The organism is Micromonospora humidisoli (assembly GCF_016900955.1).
Classification (GTDB): Bacteria; Actinomycetota; Actinomycetes; order Mycobacteriales; family Micromonosporaceae; genus Micromonospora; species Micromonospora wenchangensis.
The window spans coordinates 122,051-138,054 of sequence record NZ_JAFEUO010000008.1; the positions used below are offsets into that span (position 1 = coordinate 122,051).

A 16,004-nucleotide genomic window follows, 5' to 3' on the forward strand; every position below is an offset into this window, starting at 1 on the left:
CACGCCCGCGCCATCGGAGTGACCATGCCGGCCGTCGACGCACCTGGCGTTTCCTACACTCGCCACCATGGCGACGTCACCTGCTGCCGTTCGAGACCTTGGCTACGAACTGAAGGAACTCGGTTGGGTCAGCGATCTCCTGGTGGCAGGGTCGTTGGCCACCGGTGACTACGTCCCACGCATCAGCGACCTTGATCTGGTCGCGCTTGTCGACGGCCCTGTCGACACCGGTCGGCAGGCAGCACTATCAGTGATCCACCGTCGACTCGACAGCGGGAGCGGCGCGGGCTTCAGCCTGGGCTGCGTATACGTCGACACCGCGACCATCTCCGATATCGAGGAGCAGCATCCGACCTGGACGCACGGCCAACTCGTTCACCGCGTTCTTTCCCGGGTCACCAGAGCAGAACTGGCGCGACACGGATACGAGGTCTTCGGACGCCCGCCGCGCGAGGTCTTCCCCGCAGTCTCAGCCGAGGACATCCGGGCGGCGGCCCGCGCCGAGCTCACCGGCTACTGGGCCTGGGCCGCTCGACGTCCGTGGATCTGGGTGGACCCCATCATCGCTGAACTCGGCCTCACCTCCATGGCCAGGGGTCGCCACGCACTCGACAAGGGCGAACTCCTCACCAAGACGCAGGCCATCGAACAGGCGCACGCCCCGACCTGGCTGATCGACCAACTCAGCGCGAGACGGCGAGGCGAAGCCGTCTCCTCGCCTCGGATACGGACAGCCGTAGTCGCCTGGCTCGACGCCCGCCGGACAGTCGCCCGCGCGAAGCGCGCTCGGTGAACTCCCGACTCCCGCCTCACCGCAACGCCCCGGGCGGCCACCGATGCCCGGACACGGACGCACCGGACGGCCCCTGCGGAGAAGAACTCAGAGCTGCCCCACGTCCGTCACCCGGACCACGGCGGCCCCCACCTCGTCCGAGGCGACCAGGTCGACCTCGGCGCTGATCCCCCAGTCGTGGTCGCCCTCCGGGTCGTCCAGGATCTGCCGGACGGTCCACTTCTCCCGGCCCTGCTCGATCATGAGCAGCGCCGGGCCACGCGCGTCCGGCCCCACCCCGATCCCGTCGTACGCCGCGAAGTACGGCTCCAGCGCCTCCGCCCAGGCGTCGGCGTCCCACCCGGACGCCCCGTCCAGCTCGCCCAGGTCCCACCAGCGGCGCAGGGCGGCCAGCTCGACCCGGCGGAACAACGCGTTGCGCACCAGCACCCGGAAGGCACGGGCGTTGCGGGTGACCGCCGGCACCCGCTCCTCCAGCGACGCGTGCGCCTGGGCGGCGTCGGCGACGTCGGACGGGTTGCGCAGCCGCTCCCACTCGTCGATCAGGCTGGAGTCGACCTGCCGGACCAGCTCGCCCAGCCACTCGATGAGGTCGACCAGCTCCTCGGTCTTGGCGTCCTCGGGCACGGTCTGCCGCAGCGTCTTGTACGCGTCGGCGAGATAGCGCAGCACCAGCCCCTCGGACCGGGTCAGCCCGTAGAACTGCACGTACTCGCCGAAGGTCATCGCGCGTTCGTACATGTCCCGGACCACGGACTTGGGGGAGAGCTGGTGGTCGGCGACCCACGGGTGCCCCTGCCGGTACATCTCGTACGCGGCGTGCAGCAGCTCCGCCAGCGGCTTCGGCCAGGTCACCTCGTCGAGCAGCTCCATGCGGGCCTCGTACTCGATGCCGTCGGCCTTCATCGCGGCGACCGCCTCGCCGCGCGCCTTGAACTGCTGCGCGGAGAGCACCTGGCGCGGGTCGTCGAGGATCGACTCGATCACGCTCAACACGTCCAGGGCGTACGACGGGGATTCGGCGTCGAGCAGTTCGATGGCGGCCAGGGCCAGCGGCGACAGCGGCTGGTTGAGCGCGAAGTCGAGCTGGAGGTCGACGGTGAGCCGGACCCGGCGGCCCGTCTCGTCGGGCTCGTCGAGCTGCTCGACCACCCCGCCGGCCCGCAGCGCCCGGTAGATGGCGATCGCCCGGCGGATGTGCCGGCGCTGGGCGGCGGCGTCCTCGTGGTTGTCGGTGAGCAGGTGCCGCATCGAGGCGAACGCGTCACCCGGCCGGCCGATCACGTTGAGCAGCATCGAGTGGCTGACCTGGAAGCTGGAGGTGAGCGGCTCCGGCTCGGCCTCGACCAGGCGCTGGAACGTCGGCTCGCCCCAGCCGACCGAGCCTTCCGGTGGCTTCTTCTTCACCACCTTGCGCCGCTTCTTCGGGTCGTCACCGGCCTTGGCCAGGGCCTTCTCGTTGTCGATCACGTGCTCGGGGGCCTGCACCACGACCCGGCCGAGGGTGTCGAAGCCGGCCCGCCCGGCCCGACCGGCGATCTGGTGGAACTCGCGGGCCTTGAGTAGCCGGGTGCGCACCCCGTCGTACTTGCTCAGACCGGTGAACAGCACCGTGCGGATCGGCACGTTGATGCCCACGCCCAACGTGTCGGTGCCGCAGATGACTTTCAGCAGCCCGGCCTGGGCCAGCGTCTCCACGAGCCGGCGGTACTTGGGCAGCATCCCGGCGTGGTGCACGCCGATGCCGTGCCGCACCAGTCGGGACAGCGTCTTGCCGAAGCCGGAGGTGAACCGGAAGTTGCCGATCGCGGCGGCGATCATGTCCTTCTCGGCCCGGGTGCAGACGTTGACGCTCATCAGCGCCTGGGCGCGTTCCAGCGCGGCGGCCTGGGTGAAGTGCACCACGTACACCGGGGCCTGCTTGGTCTCCAGCAGCTCCTCGAGGGTCTCGTGCAGCGGCGTCATCGCGTACGAGAAGATCAGCGGGACCGGCCGCTCGGCCGACCGGACGACGGCGGTCGACCGGCCGGTACGCCGGGTCAGGTCGTCGACGAACCGGGTGGTGTCCCCCAGGGTGGCCGACATCAGCACGAACTGCGCCTGCGGCAGCTCGATGATCGGCACCTGCCAGGCCCAGCCCCGGTCCGGCTCGGCATAGAAGTGGAACTCGTCCATGATCACCTGGCCGACGTCGGCCCGCGCGCCCTCGCGCAGCGCCAGGTTGGCCAGGATCTCGGCGGTGCAGCAGATGATCGGGGCGTCGGCGTTGACGCTGGCGTCGCCGGTCAGCATGCCGACGTTCTCCGCGCCGAACACCTCGCACAGCGCGAAGAACTTCTCCGACACCAGGGCCTTGATCGGCGCGGTGTAGAAGCTCGTCCGGTCGTCGGCCAGGGCGGTGAAGTGCGCCGCGATCGCGACCAGGCTCTTGCCCGAACCGGTGGGCGTATTCATGATCACGTTCGCGCCGGAGACGATCTCGATGACCGCCTCCTCCTGGTGCGGGTAGAGGTCCAGCCCACGCTCGGACGCCCAGCCGGCGAACGCGTCGAAGAGGGTGTCGGGGTCGGCGCTTCGAGGCAGCGCGGCAGTCAGCGTCATAGCGCCCCCATCGTGCCCGCACCACCACCCCGCCCGCCAACCGGGCCACCCGCGCGCCGAACCGCTTGCGGGTCGAGGTAACGGCATCACTACCGGTCGGACACCGCCGGACGGGCCGCGCAGCGGGCTCAGCGGCGGCGGTGCACCAGATCGAAGACGGGCCGCCCGGCGGTCAGGGCCCGCCGCTCGAACTTGGTCACCGGGCGGTGGGCGGGCCGGGGAGCGTACCCGCCGTGCACGTCGACCAGCTCCGGGTCGGCGGTCAGCGTCGAGCGCATCGACCCGGCGTACTCGGCCCAGTCGGTGGCGCAGTGCAGCGTCCCGCCGCCGGCCAGCCGGGACCGCAGCAACGCCACGTGCTCCGGCTGGATGATCCGCCGCTTGTGGTGCCGCGACTTGGGCCACGGGTCCGGGAAGAACACGTGCACCGCGTCCAGGCAGCGCTCGGGCATGGCCCGGAGCAGCTCCAACGCGTCACCCTGGGCGACCCGGACGTTGCCCAGGCCGTGCCGCTGCACCAGGTCGAGCAGGTTGGCGATGCCCGGGGTGTGCACCTCGACCGCCAGGTAGTCCCGGTCCGGGTCGGCGGCGGCCATCGCCGCGGTGGCGTCACCCATCCCGGAGCCGATCTCCAGCACCACCGGCGCGCCCCGACCGAAGAACCCGGCCGGATCGACCGGCCCGTCGAGGTCGGCGATCTCGATCCCGTACGCCGGCCGCAGCCGGGCCAGCGCGTCGGTCTGCCGGCTGGTCATCCGGCCCCGTCGGGGGTGGAAGGTGCGGATCGTCCCGGTGCCCGGCCGGGCCACCGGGACGGCGGGGTTCTGGTCGATGGAGGTCACAGCGACCCGAGCCTACGCGACGGTTCCGCCGTATCGGATGTGCCGTCGGTCGGAGGGTGAGACGATTCATCCCGTACGGCAGGTCGGCGTCCGGGTCGGTCCGGCGCTGCCCCGGGGCGCCGGAAGGGGGAGACGTGTCGGTTCCGCTGTACCGCACCGCGCTCGCGGTCGCCGCCGGTGCCCTCGTCCCCGCGCTGTGGCACACCGCCCCGGCACCCGCCGCCCCGCCTTCCGCCGTTCCGGTCTCCGCCGCCCCGCTTTCCATGGCCCCGCTTTCCACCTCGCCGTTTTCCGTAGCCCGGCTTTCCGCCGCTCCGCAGGCTGTCGCCGCGGCCCCGGGGCCGGGTCAGCCCCCGCCCGACGGCGGTGGTGAGCCGCAGCCGCCGCCAGGCGTGCTCTTCGTCGAGGTGACCCCGGGGACCGTCGAGCCGGGTTACCTGGTCGGCATCCGGGCGAGCTGCCACGACAACTCGATCCCGGCGACCGTCGTGTCCGACGCCTTCGGCCGGGTCCAGGTGCAGCCGCAGCGCGGGCTGCTCACCGCCGCGCCGATGGTCAAGGAGCGCGTCCGCCCGGGCAACTACCGGGTCAAGCTGGAATGCCCCGACGGGGCGACCGCCTCGACGGCGCTCCAGGTGGTCAAGAAGGTCAAGCCCAGCCCCGGGCCGCACACCGGCTTCGGCGGCGCGGCCGGTGCCGGCGGGCTGCCCGGCGGGCTGCTCGTGCCCGGCGGGCTGGCGTTGACCATCGCCGGGGCCGTCGTCGGTATCGTGGCGGCCCGCCGGCCGCGTGGCGTCACCGGGAAGTGACGTGCCGCCCGCCTCCCCGGGTCCGCGCAACGGCCCGCTCCCGCCCCCGGGCAGCCCGCCCCCCGGTGGTACGCGGTCGCACCCTTCCCCCTCCGGCGGCCCGCTGCCCGGCGGTGCCCGCCCACGCTGGGGCGGCCTGATCCCCCCACCGCCCGGTCCGCCGCCGTCCGCCGCCGCGACCGCGACCGCGCGGCACGGCACTCCGACCCGCAGCACTGCGCCCCGGCCGCCCGACGATCCGATGTCGCCGCCGTTCCGTGCCCCGGTCCCGTCCAGCGGCGGCCCGACCGGCTCCGGCCGGTCCCCGTCCAGCAGCGCCCCGGCCCCGGCCGCCCCGGACGGCGGCCGGTCCCCGACGCGCGGCCCGTGGTCGGTGCCGCTGGCGGTGGTACTGGTGCTGCTCGGGGTCTTCGCCACCGGTGCCGGGCTGGGGCGCTCGGTCGGGCCGCTGGACCGGACGGGCACGCCCTCGCAACGTCCGGCCGCCGACGCCCGGCGGAGTCCCGCGCCGGGCAGCCTGCCGGCCAGCCGACCGGTCCGGCTCACCGTGCCCACCATCAAGGTGGCCGCCCCGGTGGCCCCGGTCGGTCAGGCCCGCGACGGGTCGATCGACGTGCCGCCGCTCGACCGGCACAACGAGACCGGCTGGTACGACCGGGGCCCGACCCCCGGCGAGCCCGGCCGGGCGATCATCGTCGGCCACGTGGACTCGAAAGACGGCCCCTCGGTCTTCTACGACCTGCGCAAACTCGCCCCCGGCGACACGATCGAGGTGACCCGGGAGGACCGACGGGTGGTGGTGTTCCGGGTCGACTCGGTGGAGTTCTTCGACAAGTCGGCCCTGCCCGCCGACCGGGTCTACGGCCGCGACGGCGCACCCGCCCTGCGGTTGATCACCTGCGGCGGCCAGTGGATCGGCGGACGCACCGGATACGCCGACAACGTCATCGCGTTCGCCTCGCTGGCGGCGACCCGGTCACCCTGAGCAGCCGGAGCGTTATTGCGGCGACGCCGCCCGCCGGCGGATGGCAGGATCGCGCGGTGACGGCGGACGTGGTGCGGCAGGCTTTCACCTGGATCGAGTCGGTGGCGGTGCCCGCCGACGGCGGCCCGCTCTGGCGGGAGGCGGGCGAACCCTTCGACGACCTGTACGCCGGCACCGCCGGGGTGCTGCTCGGCTGCGCCGAGGCCACCGCCGCCGCCTCCCCGGCGGGCGGGCTGCCCACCGGGACCGCGCCGCCCGTCACCGGGTCGGGCAGCGGGGCCGGGCCGGACAGCGGGACCGGGTCGGCTCTCGACCGGGTCGCGGCCGGTGCCCGGGACCGGTTGGTGCACCTCGCCCGGCACGAGCCGGACGCCCCGACGCTGCCCGACGACGGAATGTTCGGCGGTTGGGCCGGAGCCGCCGTCGCCCTGCGCGCCTGGGGTCGGGTCGCTGCCGACCCGGTCGCCCTCGACGTCGCCGCGTCGGTGACGGCACGCGTCGCCGAACGGCTGCGCGACCGCCCGGTGGACCCGGGCCGGTGCTCCGACGTCATCTCCGGCGACGCGGGCATCCTGCTGGCCCTCCTCGACGCCCACGACGACACCGCTCCGGTGGTGACGCAGGCGGCTCACCTCCTCGCCGACGGGCTGGTCGGGCTCGCCGAGGAACACCCGGACGGGCCGCACTGGCGGATGCGGGCCGGCGACGAGCGGCTGATGCCGGGCTTCTCCCACGGCACCGCCGGGGTCGCCTACGCCCTCGCCGTCGCCGGTGTCACCCTGCGCCGCGACGACCTGCTCGACACCGCCGTCCGGGCCGCCGACGGCCTGCTGGCCATGGGCCACCACCCGGACGGCTGGGCGCTGCCACTGCTGGTCCCGCCCCGCCCGGACCGCCCGGCTGTCAACTTCGGCTGGTGCCACGGGCCCACCGGTACGGTGCGGCTGTTCACCCTGCTGGACACCGTCGACCCGCAGCCCCGCTGGCAGCGGGCCGTGGACGGATGCCTGCGGGCGCTGCGCGACAGCGGCCTGCCGCAGCGGAGGTACCCGGGCTACTGGGACAACCTCGCCCGGTGCTGCGGCACGGCCGGCGTCGGGCAGTTGCTGCTCGACCGCTACCGGTCCACCGCCGACCCCGCCCTGCTCGACTGGGCGCACCGGCTCGCCGGGGACGTGCTCGCCCGGACCGTGACCACCCCGACGGGGGTCGCCTGGTCCAACACCGAACACACCCGGACCCCGGCGGAACTGCCGCCGGAGCCCGGGTTCATGCAGGGCGCCGCCGGGATCGCCGGCTGGCTCGCCCGGCTCGCCGCCCCCACCACCGCGCCCGTCCTGCCCTGGCTCTGACCGCCGGGGCCGCCGGTCAGCCCTTGCCGGTCACCTGCTGGACCACCTCGAACTCCAGCAGCGTCGCGCCGGAGGCGACCGGCCGCTGCTGCTCGCCGCCCCCACCACCGGCGTGCGCGGCCCGCGACGGCCCGGCCGCCCACTCCTGGTACGCCTCCTCGGTCTCCCACCGGGTGTACACGAAGTAGCGGCTCTCGCCGGCCACCGGGCGCAGCAGTTCGAAGCCGAGGAAACCGGGGGAGTTCTCCACCGCGCCGGCCCGGGCGGCGAACCGCTTCTCCAGTTCCTCGCCGGCACCGGGCGGGACGTCGATCGCGTTGATCTTCACGACTGCCATCTCCCCACCCTAGCCCCGCGCCACCGGGCCGGTCCCCGGCTGGTGTGCCGCGTCCGGTGAACGGATCGTGGAGAGTTGTCGTCGCCCCGCCCGCCACAACTCTCCACGATCCACCTGCCGCCGGCCCGTCCCGGCGAAACGATCAGTCGGTGGGTGGGTGGGTGGAGCCAGGCCAGGAAACGGTCGGTCAGGTCGACCTGACGACCACAGTCGAGCTGCGTCAGGTGTTCGGTAGCCTCCACCGACAACTCGGCCAGGAGAACCCGAAGAACGAATCTCTACGGACGCGCTGACCGCCGCCGGGCTCACGGTCGGCCAGCTCGCGGAGAAGTGCGACGTCGATGCCAAGACCGTGCAGCGGTGGGTCGGCCGGGGTCGCCTGCCGCATCCACGTTCGCGGGTGCGGGTGGCAGGTGTTCTGGGTAAGGATGTAGACGTGCTGTGGCCTGATGCTGTGCGTCGCGCTGTCAAGTTGGGTGCGGACCGGGAGTTGGTGGGCGTCTATGCCCGCCGTTCCGACCTGCCCCGGTCGCTGCTCCGGGAGTTGATCGAGGGAGCGCGGTCCCGCCTCTGGTTCGGCGGCTACACGAGCTACTTCGTCTGGCTGGACGTGCCGAACGCCGCCGGGACCCTGGGGGCGAAGGCGCAGGCCGGAGCGGACGTACGTTTCCTGCTCGGTGACCCGGCGAGCCCGGTCACCGCCGGTCGGGACCGGGTCGAGGCGACCCCCCTCGACCTCGGGACCCGGATCGCCATGACACGTGCCGAGATCGGCAAGTCGCCCACCCCGCTGGCCGTGCGGCTGTCCGACCGGCACGTCGCGATGTCGGTCTGGGTGTTCGACGACGACGCGATCGTGGCCACCCACATCGGCGGCGCGCTGGGCCAGGACTCCGTCACGTTCCACCTGCGACAGCGGGAGAGCGACGGGCCGTTCAGCAGGTACGTCGAGCACTTCGAGGCGCTCTGGGCCGATGCGGCGCAGCAGCAGCCCGCCGATGCGGCAGCAGAGCAGCGGGGCTGACCGGCTGGGTGTGGCGCGTTACCGGGCCCCGGCCGGGTGGGTCGGCTCCGTGCCGGGCAGGTCGGCGTCGATCACGACCGGGGCGTGGTCGGAGGGGCCCTTGCCCTTGCGGGCCTCCCGGTCGACGTACGCGGAGCGGACCGCGCGGGCCAGCGGCGCGGAGGCGTACACCAGGTCGATCCGCATGCCCTTGTTCTGGTGGAACATGCCGGCCCGGTAGTCCCAGTAGGTGTACGGGTGCGGGCCCTTCATCGGGGTGGGCACCACGTCGCTGAGGCCGAGGTCGCGCAGGGCGGCCAGGGCGGCCCGTTCGGCGGGGGTGACGTGGGTCGAGGTGGCGAAGAGCGCCGGGTCCCAGACGTCGGCGTCGGTCGGGGCGACGTTGAAGTCCCCGCAGACGGCGACGGGGCCACCGGCGGCCACCGCCGGCGTCACCGCGTCCCGCAGCGCCGCCAGCCAGGCCAGCTTGTACGCGTAGTGCGGGTCGTCGGTGGCGCGGCCGTTCGGCACGTACACCGACCAGATCCGGACCCCGGCGCAGGTGGCGGCGATGGCGCGGGCCTCGGGCCGGGGGAAGCCCGGCTCGTCGGGTAACCCGACGGCGACGTCGGTCAGGCCGACCCGGGACAGGACGGCGACCCCGTTCCACCGGCCGTCGCTGTGGCTGGCCACCTCGTAGCCCAGCTCGCCGACCTCGGTGACGGGGAAGGCCCCGTCGGGGCACTTGGTCTCCTGGAGGCAGACCACGTCGGGGGCGGTGCCGGCCAGCCAGTCCAGCAGGCGGGGCAGGCGGGCCTTCACCGAGTTCACGTTCCAGGTCGCCAGGCGCATGGGCCCAGCCTGCCGCATCGCGGCCCGGCCCGCCGGGCCGGCCCGCCGTCGGGCCGGTTCCGGCGCGCGGGGGCGGGTGGGCGGGCCGGGCGGCGGCGACACCGCCCGGCCGTGGGTCAGGCGCCCGGGGTCTCCCCGGGTCGGGTCTGCTCGGCGAGGAAACGCTCCAGCTCGGCACCCAGCTCGTCGGCGGTGGGCAGCGGCCCGGTCTCGGCGGCGAGCAGGTTCTTCTCACCCCGGCCCCGGGCGAACGCGTCGTACTGCTCCTCCAGGGCGGTGACCAGCGCGGCGGCCTCGTCGGTCTGGGCGACCTGCCGGTCGATCTCCACCCGGACCGCCTCGGCGGCGGAGCGCAGGCTCTCGTTGGGCAGCAGCAGACCGGTGCTGCGGGACACCGAGGCGAGCAGCACCTCGGCGGCGGCCGGGTACTCCGTCTGGGCGACGTAGTGCGGCACGTGCGCGGAGAACCCGAGGGCGTCCCGGCCGGTCTCGCCGAGCCGGTACTCCAGCAGGTGCCCGACGCTGCCCGGGACCTGCACCCGCTGCAACCACGGTTCGTAGCCGGCGATCAGCTCACGGCGGGTGGCGTGCGCGGTGACCCCGGTGGGCCGGGTGTGCGGGACGGCCATCGGGATCGAGTTGAGCCCGACGGTGAGCCGGACGTCGAGCCGGGCGACCACCGCGCCGACCGCCGCCACGAACCGCTCCCACTGCAGGTCCGGCTCGGGGCCGGTGAGCAGGAGGAACGGGGTTTCGTCGTCGTCGCGCAGCAGGTGCAGGGCCAGCTCCGGGGCGTCGTAGTCCTCCCAGTGGTCCTCGACGAAGGTCATCACCGGGCGGCGGGACCGGTAGTCGAAGAGCTGGTCGACGTCGAAGGTGGCGATCGTCCGGGCGTCCAGTGAGGTGAGGAGCTGCTCGCGGGCCAGCCGGGTGGCGTTGCCGGCGTCGACGAAGCCGGTGAGCGCCTGGATCAGCACCGGCTGACCGAGGTCGGGCAGATCGTCGGTGAGCTGGTACAGCTCGTGTGGGTCGAGCACCGGTCGGACCTCCTGAGGAAATGCGCCTACGGGCGACCGCGCACGGACGGCACCCGGTTCGGGGAACGTACGCGTCGGCGTCATCCATTCCATCACTGGGCGCGTCGTGACCGATCCGGCTATCAAACCAGGAGGAAGCCACCAATTCGCCGGACGGGCCGGAGTGGCTCGGTCGGACGGTTCCGGCGTGTCACCCGAAAGGGTGACATGGTGGATCATGCAGCCGGCCACGGTGGTCTGGGTGGTCGATCCACTCCGACGACGGCGGGCGCGGTTGTTGACCGCAATGCCCGTTGCGGGTGGTATGTCGCCCTGGGTCTGCGTCCGGGGTGGGCGTCCCGGCGGCCCGCCGGAAAGTGTGGCGAGGGCCACTTCCTGCTGGTGGGTGGGCGGGAAAGGGCATGCCTAGCCTCGGCGGATGCGTGACGACGACACCATCGACGACCAGGGGGCCCCTCGGGGCATGACTGGCCGTTCGGACGACACCCCCTCGTCCGTTCAGGTCGGCGTTCTCCGTGAACCCGACTCCCTCCGTACCCGCCTCGGCGGGCTCGTTAACCTTCGCCGCCGCCGGCCGGCGCTGCTCGCCGCCGGGGTGCTCTGCTGCCTCGGCCTCACCGCCGTCGCCGGCGTCCAGGCACTGCCGGACGAGCGGGCCGACGACCGGACCGGCACCGAGGCCGCCCTCGCCGAGCGCGCCCAGCAGCAGGCCGCCTCCCGCGCCGAGGTCCGTACCCCGGTCACGGTCGTGCCCAGCAGCCCGCCCGCCGCCAGCCCGCCCGCCGCCACCCCCAGCCCGACCCCGAGCGCGACCAGGACCACCAAGCCCAAGCCCCGGCCGAAGCCGAAGCCCCGACCCAAGCGGATCGTTCCGGTGGCCGGCCTCGACCAGGCCCAGATGGACAACGCCAAGGAAATCGTCAAGGCCGGCCGGGCGATGGGCGTGCCGCGCCGGGCCCTGGTCATCGCGGTGGCCACCGCCATGCAGGAGAGCAACCTCTACAACTACGCCAGCGGGGTGCTGCCCGAGTCGCAGAACTACCCGCACCAGGCGATCGGTTGGGACCACGACTCGGTCGGGCTGTTCCAGCAGCGCCCGAGCAGCGGCTGGGGCGAGGTCGGCCAGCTGATGGACCCGGCGTTCGCCACCCGGGCGTTCCTCACCGCGCTGCTGGAGATCCCCGGCTGGGCGGACCTCCCGCTCACCGTCGCCGCGCAGGCCGTGCAGATCTCCGCCTACCCGGACCTCTACGCCCAGCACGAGTGGCGGGCCACCGAGGTGGTCACCGCCCTCCTGGTCTGAGCCGCCGGCCCGGCCCGCACCGCGGGCCGGGCCGGGCCGGTTCGCGTCGGCGTCGCCGGATGGCTACCCTCGACCGGACACAGTGGACGGTTGGCGGTTGCTCGGATCGGGTACACATGACGCAGGACACCCGATCGGAGGACGACATGTCAGCACTGATGCAGCGGATCAGCGCCTTCCTGCGCTCCCCCAAGGGGCAGCAGCTGGTCGACCGGGGTCGGCGCGAGCTGGCCAAGCCGGAGAACCAGGCACGGCTCAAGCAGGCGGCCGGCAAGCTGTCGGGCCGTCGCCGCTGACCGTCCGCGAACCGATTCCAGCCCGGGAGCACCTGTGACCGAAGCCGTCCCCGTCGACGACGAACCGACCGTCCCCACGCCGCCGGTACCGGCGGACACCACCGGCCCGGCCGTTCCCGCGACACCGGCCGTCGGGTCGCCGACCGCCACGGTCCCGGCGGCGGGGGCGGCGGCTCCGGTTCCGGCGGTGCCGGCAGGTGATCCGGGCGACGCCCCGGAGGCGCCGCCGGCCCGGCTCTGGGACCGGATGCGGGACGACCCGCAGTACGCCCCGGAGCACCTGGCCCTGGAGGCGGTCCGCCGGCTCGGCCCGGAGGCGGCGCAGTGGGTCGCCCGCACCCGGGCGGAACGCCCCGACGCCACCGCCGACCAGTTGGCCGAGCAGGCCATCAGGCGTTTCGTCAACCGGGCCCGCCTCTCCGGCGCGGTCTCGGGTGCGGCGGGGCTGCCCGGCGCGGTCATCGACGTCGGCGTGCTGGCCTGGACCCAGGCCCGACTGGTGCTGCATGTCGCCGCCGCGTACGGCGCGGACCCGGTGCACCCGGACCGGGCCACCGACCTGCTCGTCCTGCAGAAGGTGCACAAGGCGGCCGAGACGGCCCGGTTGGCGCTCGGCGTCGCGGCCGGTCGGGAGCGGGCGGGCGCGCTGTTCGGTCACGCCGCCCAGAACCCGCTCGGGCGGGTGATGCTGCAACTCGGCGTTCGGCTGGCCCGGATGGCCGGGGTGCGGGCGGCCAAGCGGGTCTTCGCCAAGGTCGTCCCGGGTGCCGCGATCATCCTCGGCACCTGGGCCAACTCCTCGGCCACCAAGGATCTCGCCGAACGCGCCCAGGCGCTCTACCGGGAACACCGGGGCGGACTACCCCACCCGCGTCGCCCCTGACCGGAGGAGCTGCCACGCCGTGCCCGGCCCACCGCCGGGCGCGGCCCGCGCGACCCCGGCCCCGAGCGGGTCGGTGCCGGGGTGGCTCAGAGCCGCCAGCCGGCCGCCGAGAACGTCGCGTCGGCGAGCCGGTTCTGCCCGGCGACGTTGGGGTGGAACCAGTCCAACCCGTTGACCTCGTCCAGGCTGAACCGCACCCGGTGCACCGCGCCGCCGTCGTAGCGGCACCGCGACCCGTACGCCCGGCAGGCCGCCTTGAGCTGGCTGTTGTACGCGTCGATCCGGTCGGCGAAGCGGGCCCGGCGATCCCGGTCGGCCTTGGCGTCCGAGGTGGGATTGGCCAGCAGGGCGGGGCAGATCCCGGTCTTCCAGATCCGCACCGCGCGGGACTCGGTGCGCCCGACCTCCCAGAGCCGGTTCAGGTCGGGGATGCTGGCCACCAGGACCCGGGCCTTCGGGCGGCCCTCGCGTAGCACCCGTAGCGCCTTGTCGACCTGGCTGCGGAAGGTGGCGGTCGCGGTCATCTGGTCGATGTCGTCGCGGCAGGCGTCGTTCGCGCCGATCAGCACGGTGACGTAGTCGACCTTGTCCTTGACGGCGGCGTCGGCCTGCCCGGCGAGGGCCTCGGCGCGGGCCCCCGGCACGGCGTGGTTGCGGGCCCGGTTGCGGATCGGCGCGTCGGCGTCGAGCAGCCGCCGGTAGTGACTCTCCACCCGGATGCCGTCGCCGGTGGACCAGGAGTTGCGCTGGCACGAGGTGAGCACCAGGCAGGAGCCGAAGCCGGTGGTGATCGAGTCGCCGAGGGCGGCCATCGTGGTGGGCAGCCCGGTCGGTGTCGATCCGCTCTTCGTCGGGCGCGGGGAGGCCCCGCCGCCCTCCTCACAGGCGAGCGCGGTCAGCGCCAACAGGCAGGCCACGGCGGCGACCCAGCGTCGAGGCATGCGTCTTCCCCCGGTCAGACGGCGCAGAGCGACAGCCCGGTCACTCTACGGGCCGTACCGGGTGGGAAGGTCCGCTCGTGTCGACTTCCGGGCAGATTCAACAGCTCGAAACACGAATCTGGTAAGAACATCTCGGAGTGGGGCTATCCGGGCAGGTCAACCGCCCGACACCGGCGCGGTGGGCGGCGTCGACGTGGGGTGATCCGGGCGTCGGGACCGGTTAGCGGCGTCCGTGCCGGGGTAGGCCGAGACGATGACGAGATCGCAGCCCCGGCGCGCCCGTGGCACGGTCGGCCACGCCTACAGCGCGTTGAACCTGCGCCTGGCGCTGGCCCTGTTCGGCCTGGTCACCATGACCGTCCTCGCGGTCGTGGCGTTCTGGGCCGGGTTGGGCTGGCTGGGCGTGCTCTGCGCGCTGTTCGCCGTCGTGGCGGTCGTCGACCTGGTCGTCATCCAGCGCCGCCGTGTCGCCCGCCGCCGTGAGCAGCCGGGCGCGCGGCACTCACTCTTCGAGTGACAGGAGTACGAGATGCCCATCGCCACCACCAACCCCGCCACCGGTCAGGTGCTCAAGTCGTACGAGCCGATGTCGACCGAGCAGATCGACGCCGCCATCGAACGGGCCGACCTGGCGTTCCGGGACCTGCACCGGACCACGCTCGCCCAGCGGGCGCAGTGGATGAACGCCGCCGCGGACCTGCTCGACGCCGAACGCGACGAGACCGCCCGGCTGATGACCACCGAGATGGGCAAGACCTACGCCGCGGCGAAGGCCGAGGTCACCAAGTGCGCGACCGCCTGCCGGTTCTACGCGGCGAACGCGGAGCGGATGCTCGCCGACGAGCCCGCCGACGCCGCCGCGGTGCAGGCGAAGCGGGCCTTCGTCCGCTACCAGCCGATCGGGGCGGTGCTGGCGGTGATGCCGTGGAACTTCCCGCTCTGGCAGGTGATGCGGTTCGCCGCGCCGGCCCTGATGGCCGGGAACACCGGCCTGCTCAAGCACGCCTCCAACGTGCCGCAGACCGCGCTCTACCTGGAGGACGTGTTCCGCCGGGCCGGGTTCCCCGAGGGCGCGTTCACCACCCTGCTGGTCGGCTCGGACGCCGTCGACCGGATCCTCAGCGACCCCCGGGTCCGGGCGGCGACGCTGACCGGCAGCGAGGGCGCGGGCCGCTCCATCGCCCAGATCGCCGGCCGGGAGTTGAAGAAGACGGTGCTGGAGCTGGGTGGCAGCGACCCGTTCGTGGTGATGCCCTCGGCCGACCTGGACCGGGCCGCCGAGGTGGCCACCACCGCCCGCTGCCAGAACAACGGCCAGTCCTGCATCGCCGCCAAGCGGTTCATCGTGCACACCGACGTCTTCGACGCGTTCGCCGGGAAGTTCGCCGCGAACATGGCCGCGTTGCGGGTCGGCGACCCGATGGACGCCGACACCGACGTCGGCCCGCTGGCCAGCGAGAGTGGCCGGGACGAGATCGACGCCCAGGTGCAGGACGCGGTGGCGCACGGCGCGACGGTGCTCTGCGGCGGCGAGAAGCCGACCGGCGACGGCTGGTTCTACCCCCCGACCGTGGTGACCGACCTGAACCCGCAGATGCGGATGTGGGCCGAGGAGGTCTTCGGCCCGGTCGCCGGGCTCTACCGGGTGTCGTCGTACGGCGAGGCGGTCGCGGTGGCCAACGGCACGCCGTTCGGGTTGGGCGCGAACGCCTGGACCACCGACCCGGCCGAGCAGGAGCGGTTCGCCACCGACCTGGACGCCGGCAACGTGTTCGTCAACGGCATGACCACCTCGTACCCGGAACTGCCGTTCGGCGGGGTGAAGAACTCCGGCTACGGCCGGGAGCTGTCGGCGCTGGGGATGCGGGAGTTCTGCAACACCAAGACCGTCTGGGTGGGGGAGGGCGCGGCCACCGCCGGGGCCGGCGCGCACGCCGAGTGACCGCGCGCCGGGTGACCGGCGCGGGCGA

The 16,004-nt window shown here is 73.6% G+C and carries 16 protein-coding genes; 10 read left to right on the top strand and 6 right to left on the bottom strand.

What is annotated here, in order from left to right; all coding sequences use genetic code 11:
* The first annotated feature begins 67 nt into the window (after window positions 1-67).
* Window positions 68-793: a nucleotidyltransferase domain-containing protein gene (locus JQN84_RS26280; protein ID WP_204961248.1), complete on the top strand. Its 726-nt coding sequence runs from the start codon at window positions 68-70 to the stop codon at window positions 791-793.
* A gap of 87 nt (window positions 794-880) precedes the next feature.
* Here the strand turns inward: JQN84_RS26280 and JQN84_RS26285 are convergent, their stop codons facing one another.
* Both JQN84_RS26285 and trmB read right to left on the bottom strand, forming a co-directional pair.
* Entirely contained in the window at window positions 881-3,394 is a 2,514-nt protein-coding gene (locus JQN84_RS26285) for a DEAD/DEAH box helicase (protein ID WP_204961249.1), read from the bottom strand.
* 128 nt (window positions 3,395-3,522) lie between these two features.
* Complete coding sequence (gene trmB, locus JQN84_RS26290) at window positions 3,523-4,149, bottom strand: tRNA (guanosine(46)-N7)-methyltransferase TrmB (protein WP_239486251.1); 627 nt, start codon at window positions 4,147-4,149, stop codon at window positions 3,523-3,525.
* A gap of 221 nt (window positions 4,150-4,370) precedes the next feature.
* Between trmB and JQN84_RS26295 the strand changes: the two genes are divergently transcribed.
* The 3 genes from JQN84_RS26295 to JQN84_RS26305 all read left to right on the top strand — a co-directional run bounded on the left by JQN84_RS26295 (window position 4,371) and on the right by JQN84_RS26305 (window position 7,382).
* On the top strand, window positions 4,371-5,045 hold the full coding sequence (locus tag JQN84_RS26295) for a hypothetical protein (protein ID WP_307821441.1): 675 nt from the start codon (window positions 4,371-4,373) through the stop codon (window positions 5,043-5,045).
* A 241-nt stretch (window positions 5,046-5,286) separates the two neighbouring features.
* Complete coding sequence (locus JQN84_RS26300) at window positions 5,287-6,030, top strand: class F sortase (RefSeq protein ID WP_204961251.1); 744 nt, start codon at window positions 5,287-5,289, stop codon at window positions 6,028-6,030.
* A 56-nt stretch (window positions 6,031-6,086) separates the two neighbouring features.
* On the top strand, window positions 6,087-7,382 hold the full coding sequence (locus JQN84_RS26305; protein WP_204961252.1) for a lanthionine synthetase LanC family protein: 1,296 nt from the start codon (window positions 6,087-6,089) through the stop codon (window positions 7,380-7,382).
* Window positions 7,383-7,398: 16 nt separating this feature from the next.
* Here JQN84_RS26305 and JQN84_RS26310 read toward each other — a convergent pair whose 3' ends face one another.
* Window positions 7,399-7,719: an antibiotic biosynthesis monooxygenase family protein gene (locus JQN84_RS26310; protein ID WP_204961253.1), complete on the bottom strand. Its 321-nt coding sequence runs from the start codon at window positions 7,717-7,719 to the stop codon at window positions 7,399-7,401.
* A 454-nt stretch (window positions 7,720-8,173) separates the two neighbouring features.
* Here JQN84_RS26310 and JQN84_RS26315 point away from each other — a divergent pair, with 454 nt between their 5' ends.
* On the top strand, window positions 8,174-8,743 hold the full coding sequence (locus tag JQN84_RS26315; RefSeq protein ID WP_307821442.1) for an XRE family transcriptional regulator: 570 nt from the start codon (window positions 8,174-8,176) through the stop codon (window positions 8,741-8,743).
* 18 nt (window positions 8,744-8,761) lie between these two features.
* On the opposite strand, the gene JQN84_RS26320 is transcribed toward JQN84_RS26315, so the two are convergent.
* Both JQN84_RS26320 and JQN84_RS26325 read right to left on the bottom strand, forming a co-directional pair.
* Window positions 8,762-9,574: an exodeoxyribonuclease III gene (locus tag JQN84_RS26320; protein ID WP_204961255.1), complete on the bottom strand. Its 813-nt coding sequence runs from the start codon at window positions 9,572-9,574 to the stop codon at window positions 8,762-8,764.
* A gap of 116 nt (window positions 9,575-9,690) precedes the next feature.
* Window positions 9,691-10,611, bottom strand: a complete 921-nt coding sequence (locus JQN84_RS26325) for a proteasome assembly chaperone family protein (RefSeq protein ID WP_204961256.1) — start codon at window positions 10,609-10,611, stop codon at window positions 9,691-9,693.
* Between the two features lie 418 nt (window positions 10,612-11,029).
* Here JQN84_RS26325 and JQN84_RS26330 point away from each other — a divergent pair, with 418 nt between their 5' ends.
* The 3 genes from JQN84_RS26330 (at window position 11,030) to JQN84_RS26340 (ending at window position 13,093) form a co-directional block, all read left to right on the top strand.
* Window positions 11,030-11,914: a peptidase M23 gene (locus JQN84_RS26330; RefSeq protein WP_204961257.1), complete on the top strand. Its 885-nt coding sequence runs from the start codon at window positions 11,030-11,032 to the stop codon at window positions 11,912-11,914.
* A 146-nt stretch (window positions 11,915-12,060) separates the two neighbouring features.
* Complete coding sequence (locus tag JQN84_RS26335) at window positions 12,061-12,210, top strand: hypothetical protein (RefSeq protein ID WP_168222413.1); 150 nt, start codon at window positions 12,061-12,063, stop codon at window positions 12,208-12,210.
* A 187-nt stretch (window positions 12,211-12,397) separates the two neighbouring features.
* The gene (locus JQN84_RS26340; RefSeq protein ID WP_240762946.1) at window positions 12,398-13,093 is read left to right on the top strand and encodes an EcsC family protein; all 696 of its coding nucleotides are present in this window, start codon (window positions 12,398-12,400) and stop codon (window positions 13,091-13,093) included.
* 86 nt (window positions 13,094-13,179) lie between these two features.
* On the opposite strand, the gene JQN84_RS26345 is transcribed toward JQN84_RS26340, so the two are convergent.
* The gene (locus JQN84_RS26345) at window positions 13,180-14,034 is read right to left on the bottom strand and encodes a GDSL-type esterase/lipase family protein (protein WP_204961258.1); all 855 of its coding nucleotides are present in this window, start codon (window positions 14,032-14,034) and stop codon (window positions 13,180-13,182) included.
* 253 nt (window positions 14,035-14,287) lie between these two features.
* Here JQN84_RS26345 and JQN84_RS26350 point away from each other — a divergent pair, with 253 nt between their 5' ends.
* Window positions 14,288-14,551 (top strand): DUF6343 family protein, encoded by a 264-nt coding sequence (locus JQN84_RS26350; protein WP_204961259.1) that lies wholly within the window; start codon window positions 14,288-14,290, stop codon window positions 14,549-14,551.
* Between the two features lie 12 nt (window positions 14,552-14,563).
* Entirely contained in the window at window positions 14,564-15,976 is a 1,413-nt protein-coding gene (locus JQN84_RS26355) for an NADP-dependent succinic semialdehyde dehydrogenase (RefSeq protein ID WP_204961260.1), read from the top strand.
* The last annotated feature ends 28 nt before the right edge of the window (window positions 15,977-16,004 follow it).

Excerpts from the sequence above, each read along its gene's own strand:
- JQN84_RS26345 (WP_204961258.1), bottom strand. The coding sequence starts at position 14,034 with ATGCCTCGACGCTGGGTCGCCGCCGTGGCCTGCCTGTTGGCGCTGACC.
- JQN84_RS26355 (WP_204961260.1), top strand. The coding sequence starts at position 14,564 with ATGCCCATCGCCACCACCAACCCCGCCACCGGTCAGGTGCTCAAGTCG.
- JQN84_RS26300 (WP_204961251.1), top strand. The coding sequence starts at position 5,287 with ATGTCGCCGCCGTTCCGTGCCCCGGTCCCGTCCAGCGGCGGCCCGACC.
- JQN84_RS26320 (WP_204961255.1), bottom strand. The coding sequence starts at position 9,574 with ATGCGCCTGGCGACCTGGAACGTGAACTCGGTGAAGGCCCGCCTGCCC.
- trmB (WP_239486251.1), bottom strand. The coding sequence starts at position 4,149 with ATGACCAGCCGGCAGACCGACGCGCTGGCCCGGCTGCGGCCGGCGTAC.
- JQN84_RS26330 (WP_204961257.1), top strand. The coding sequence starts at position 11,030 with ATGCGTGACGACGACACCATCGACGACCAGGGGGCCCCTCGGGGCATG.
- JQN84_RS26350 (WP_204961259.1), top strand. The coding sequence starts at position 14,288 with ATGACGAGATCGCAGCCCCGGCGCGCCCGTGGCACGGTCGGCCACGCC.
- JQN84_RS26280 (WP_204961248.1), top strand. The coding sequence starts at position 68 with ATGGCGACGTCACCTGCTGCCGTTCGAGACCTTGGCTACGAACTGAAG.
- JQN84_RS26335 (WP_168222413.1), top strand. The coding sequence starts at position 12,061 with ATGTCAGCACTGATGCAGCGGATCAGCGCCTTCCTGCGCTCCCCCAAG.
- JQN84_RS26310 (WP_204961253.1), bottom strand. The coding sequence starts at position 7,719 with ATGGCAGTCGTGAAGATCAACGCGATCGACGTCCCGCCCGGTGCCGGC.
- JQN84_RS26285 (WP_204961249.1), bottom strand. The coding sequence starts at position 3,394 with ATGACGCTGACTGCCGCGCTGCCTCGAAGCGCCGACCCCGACACCCTC.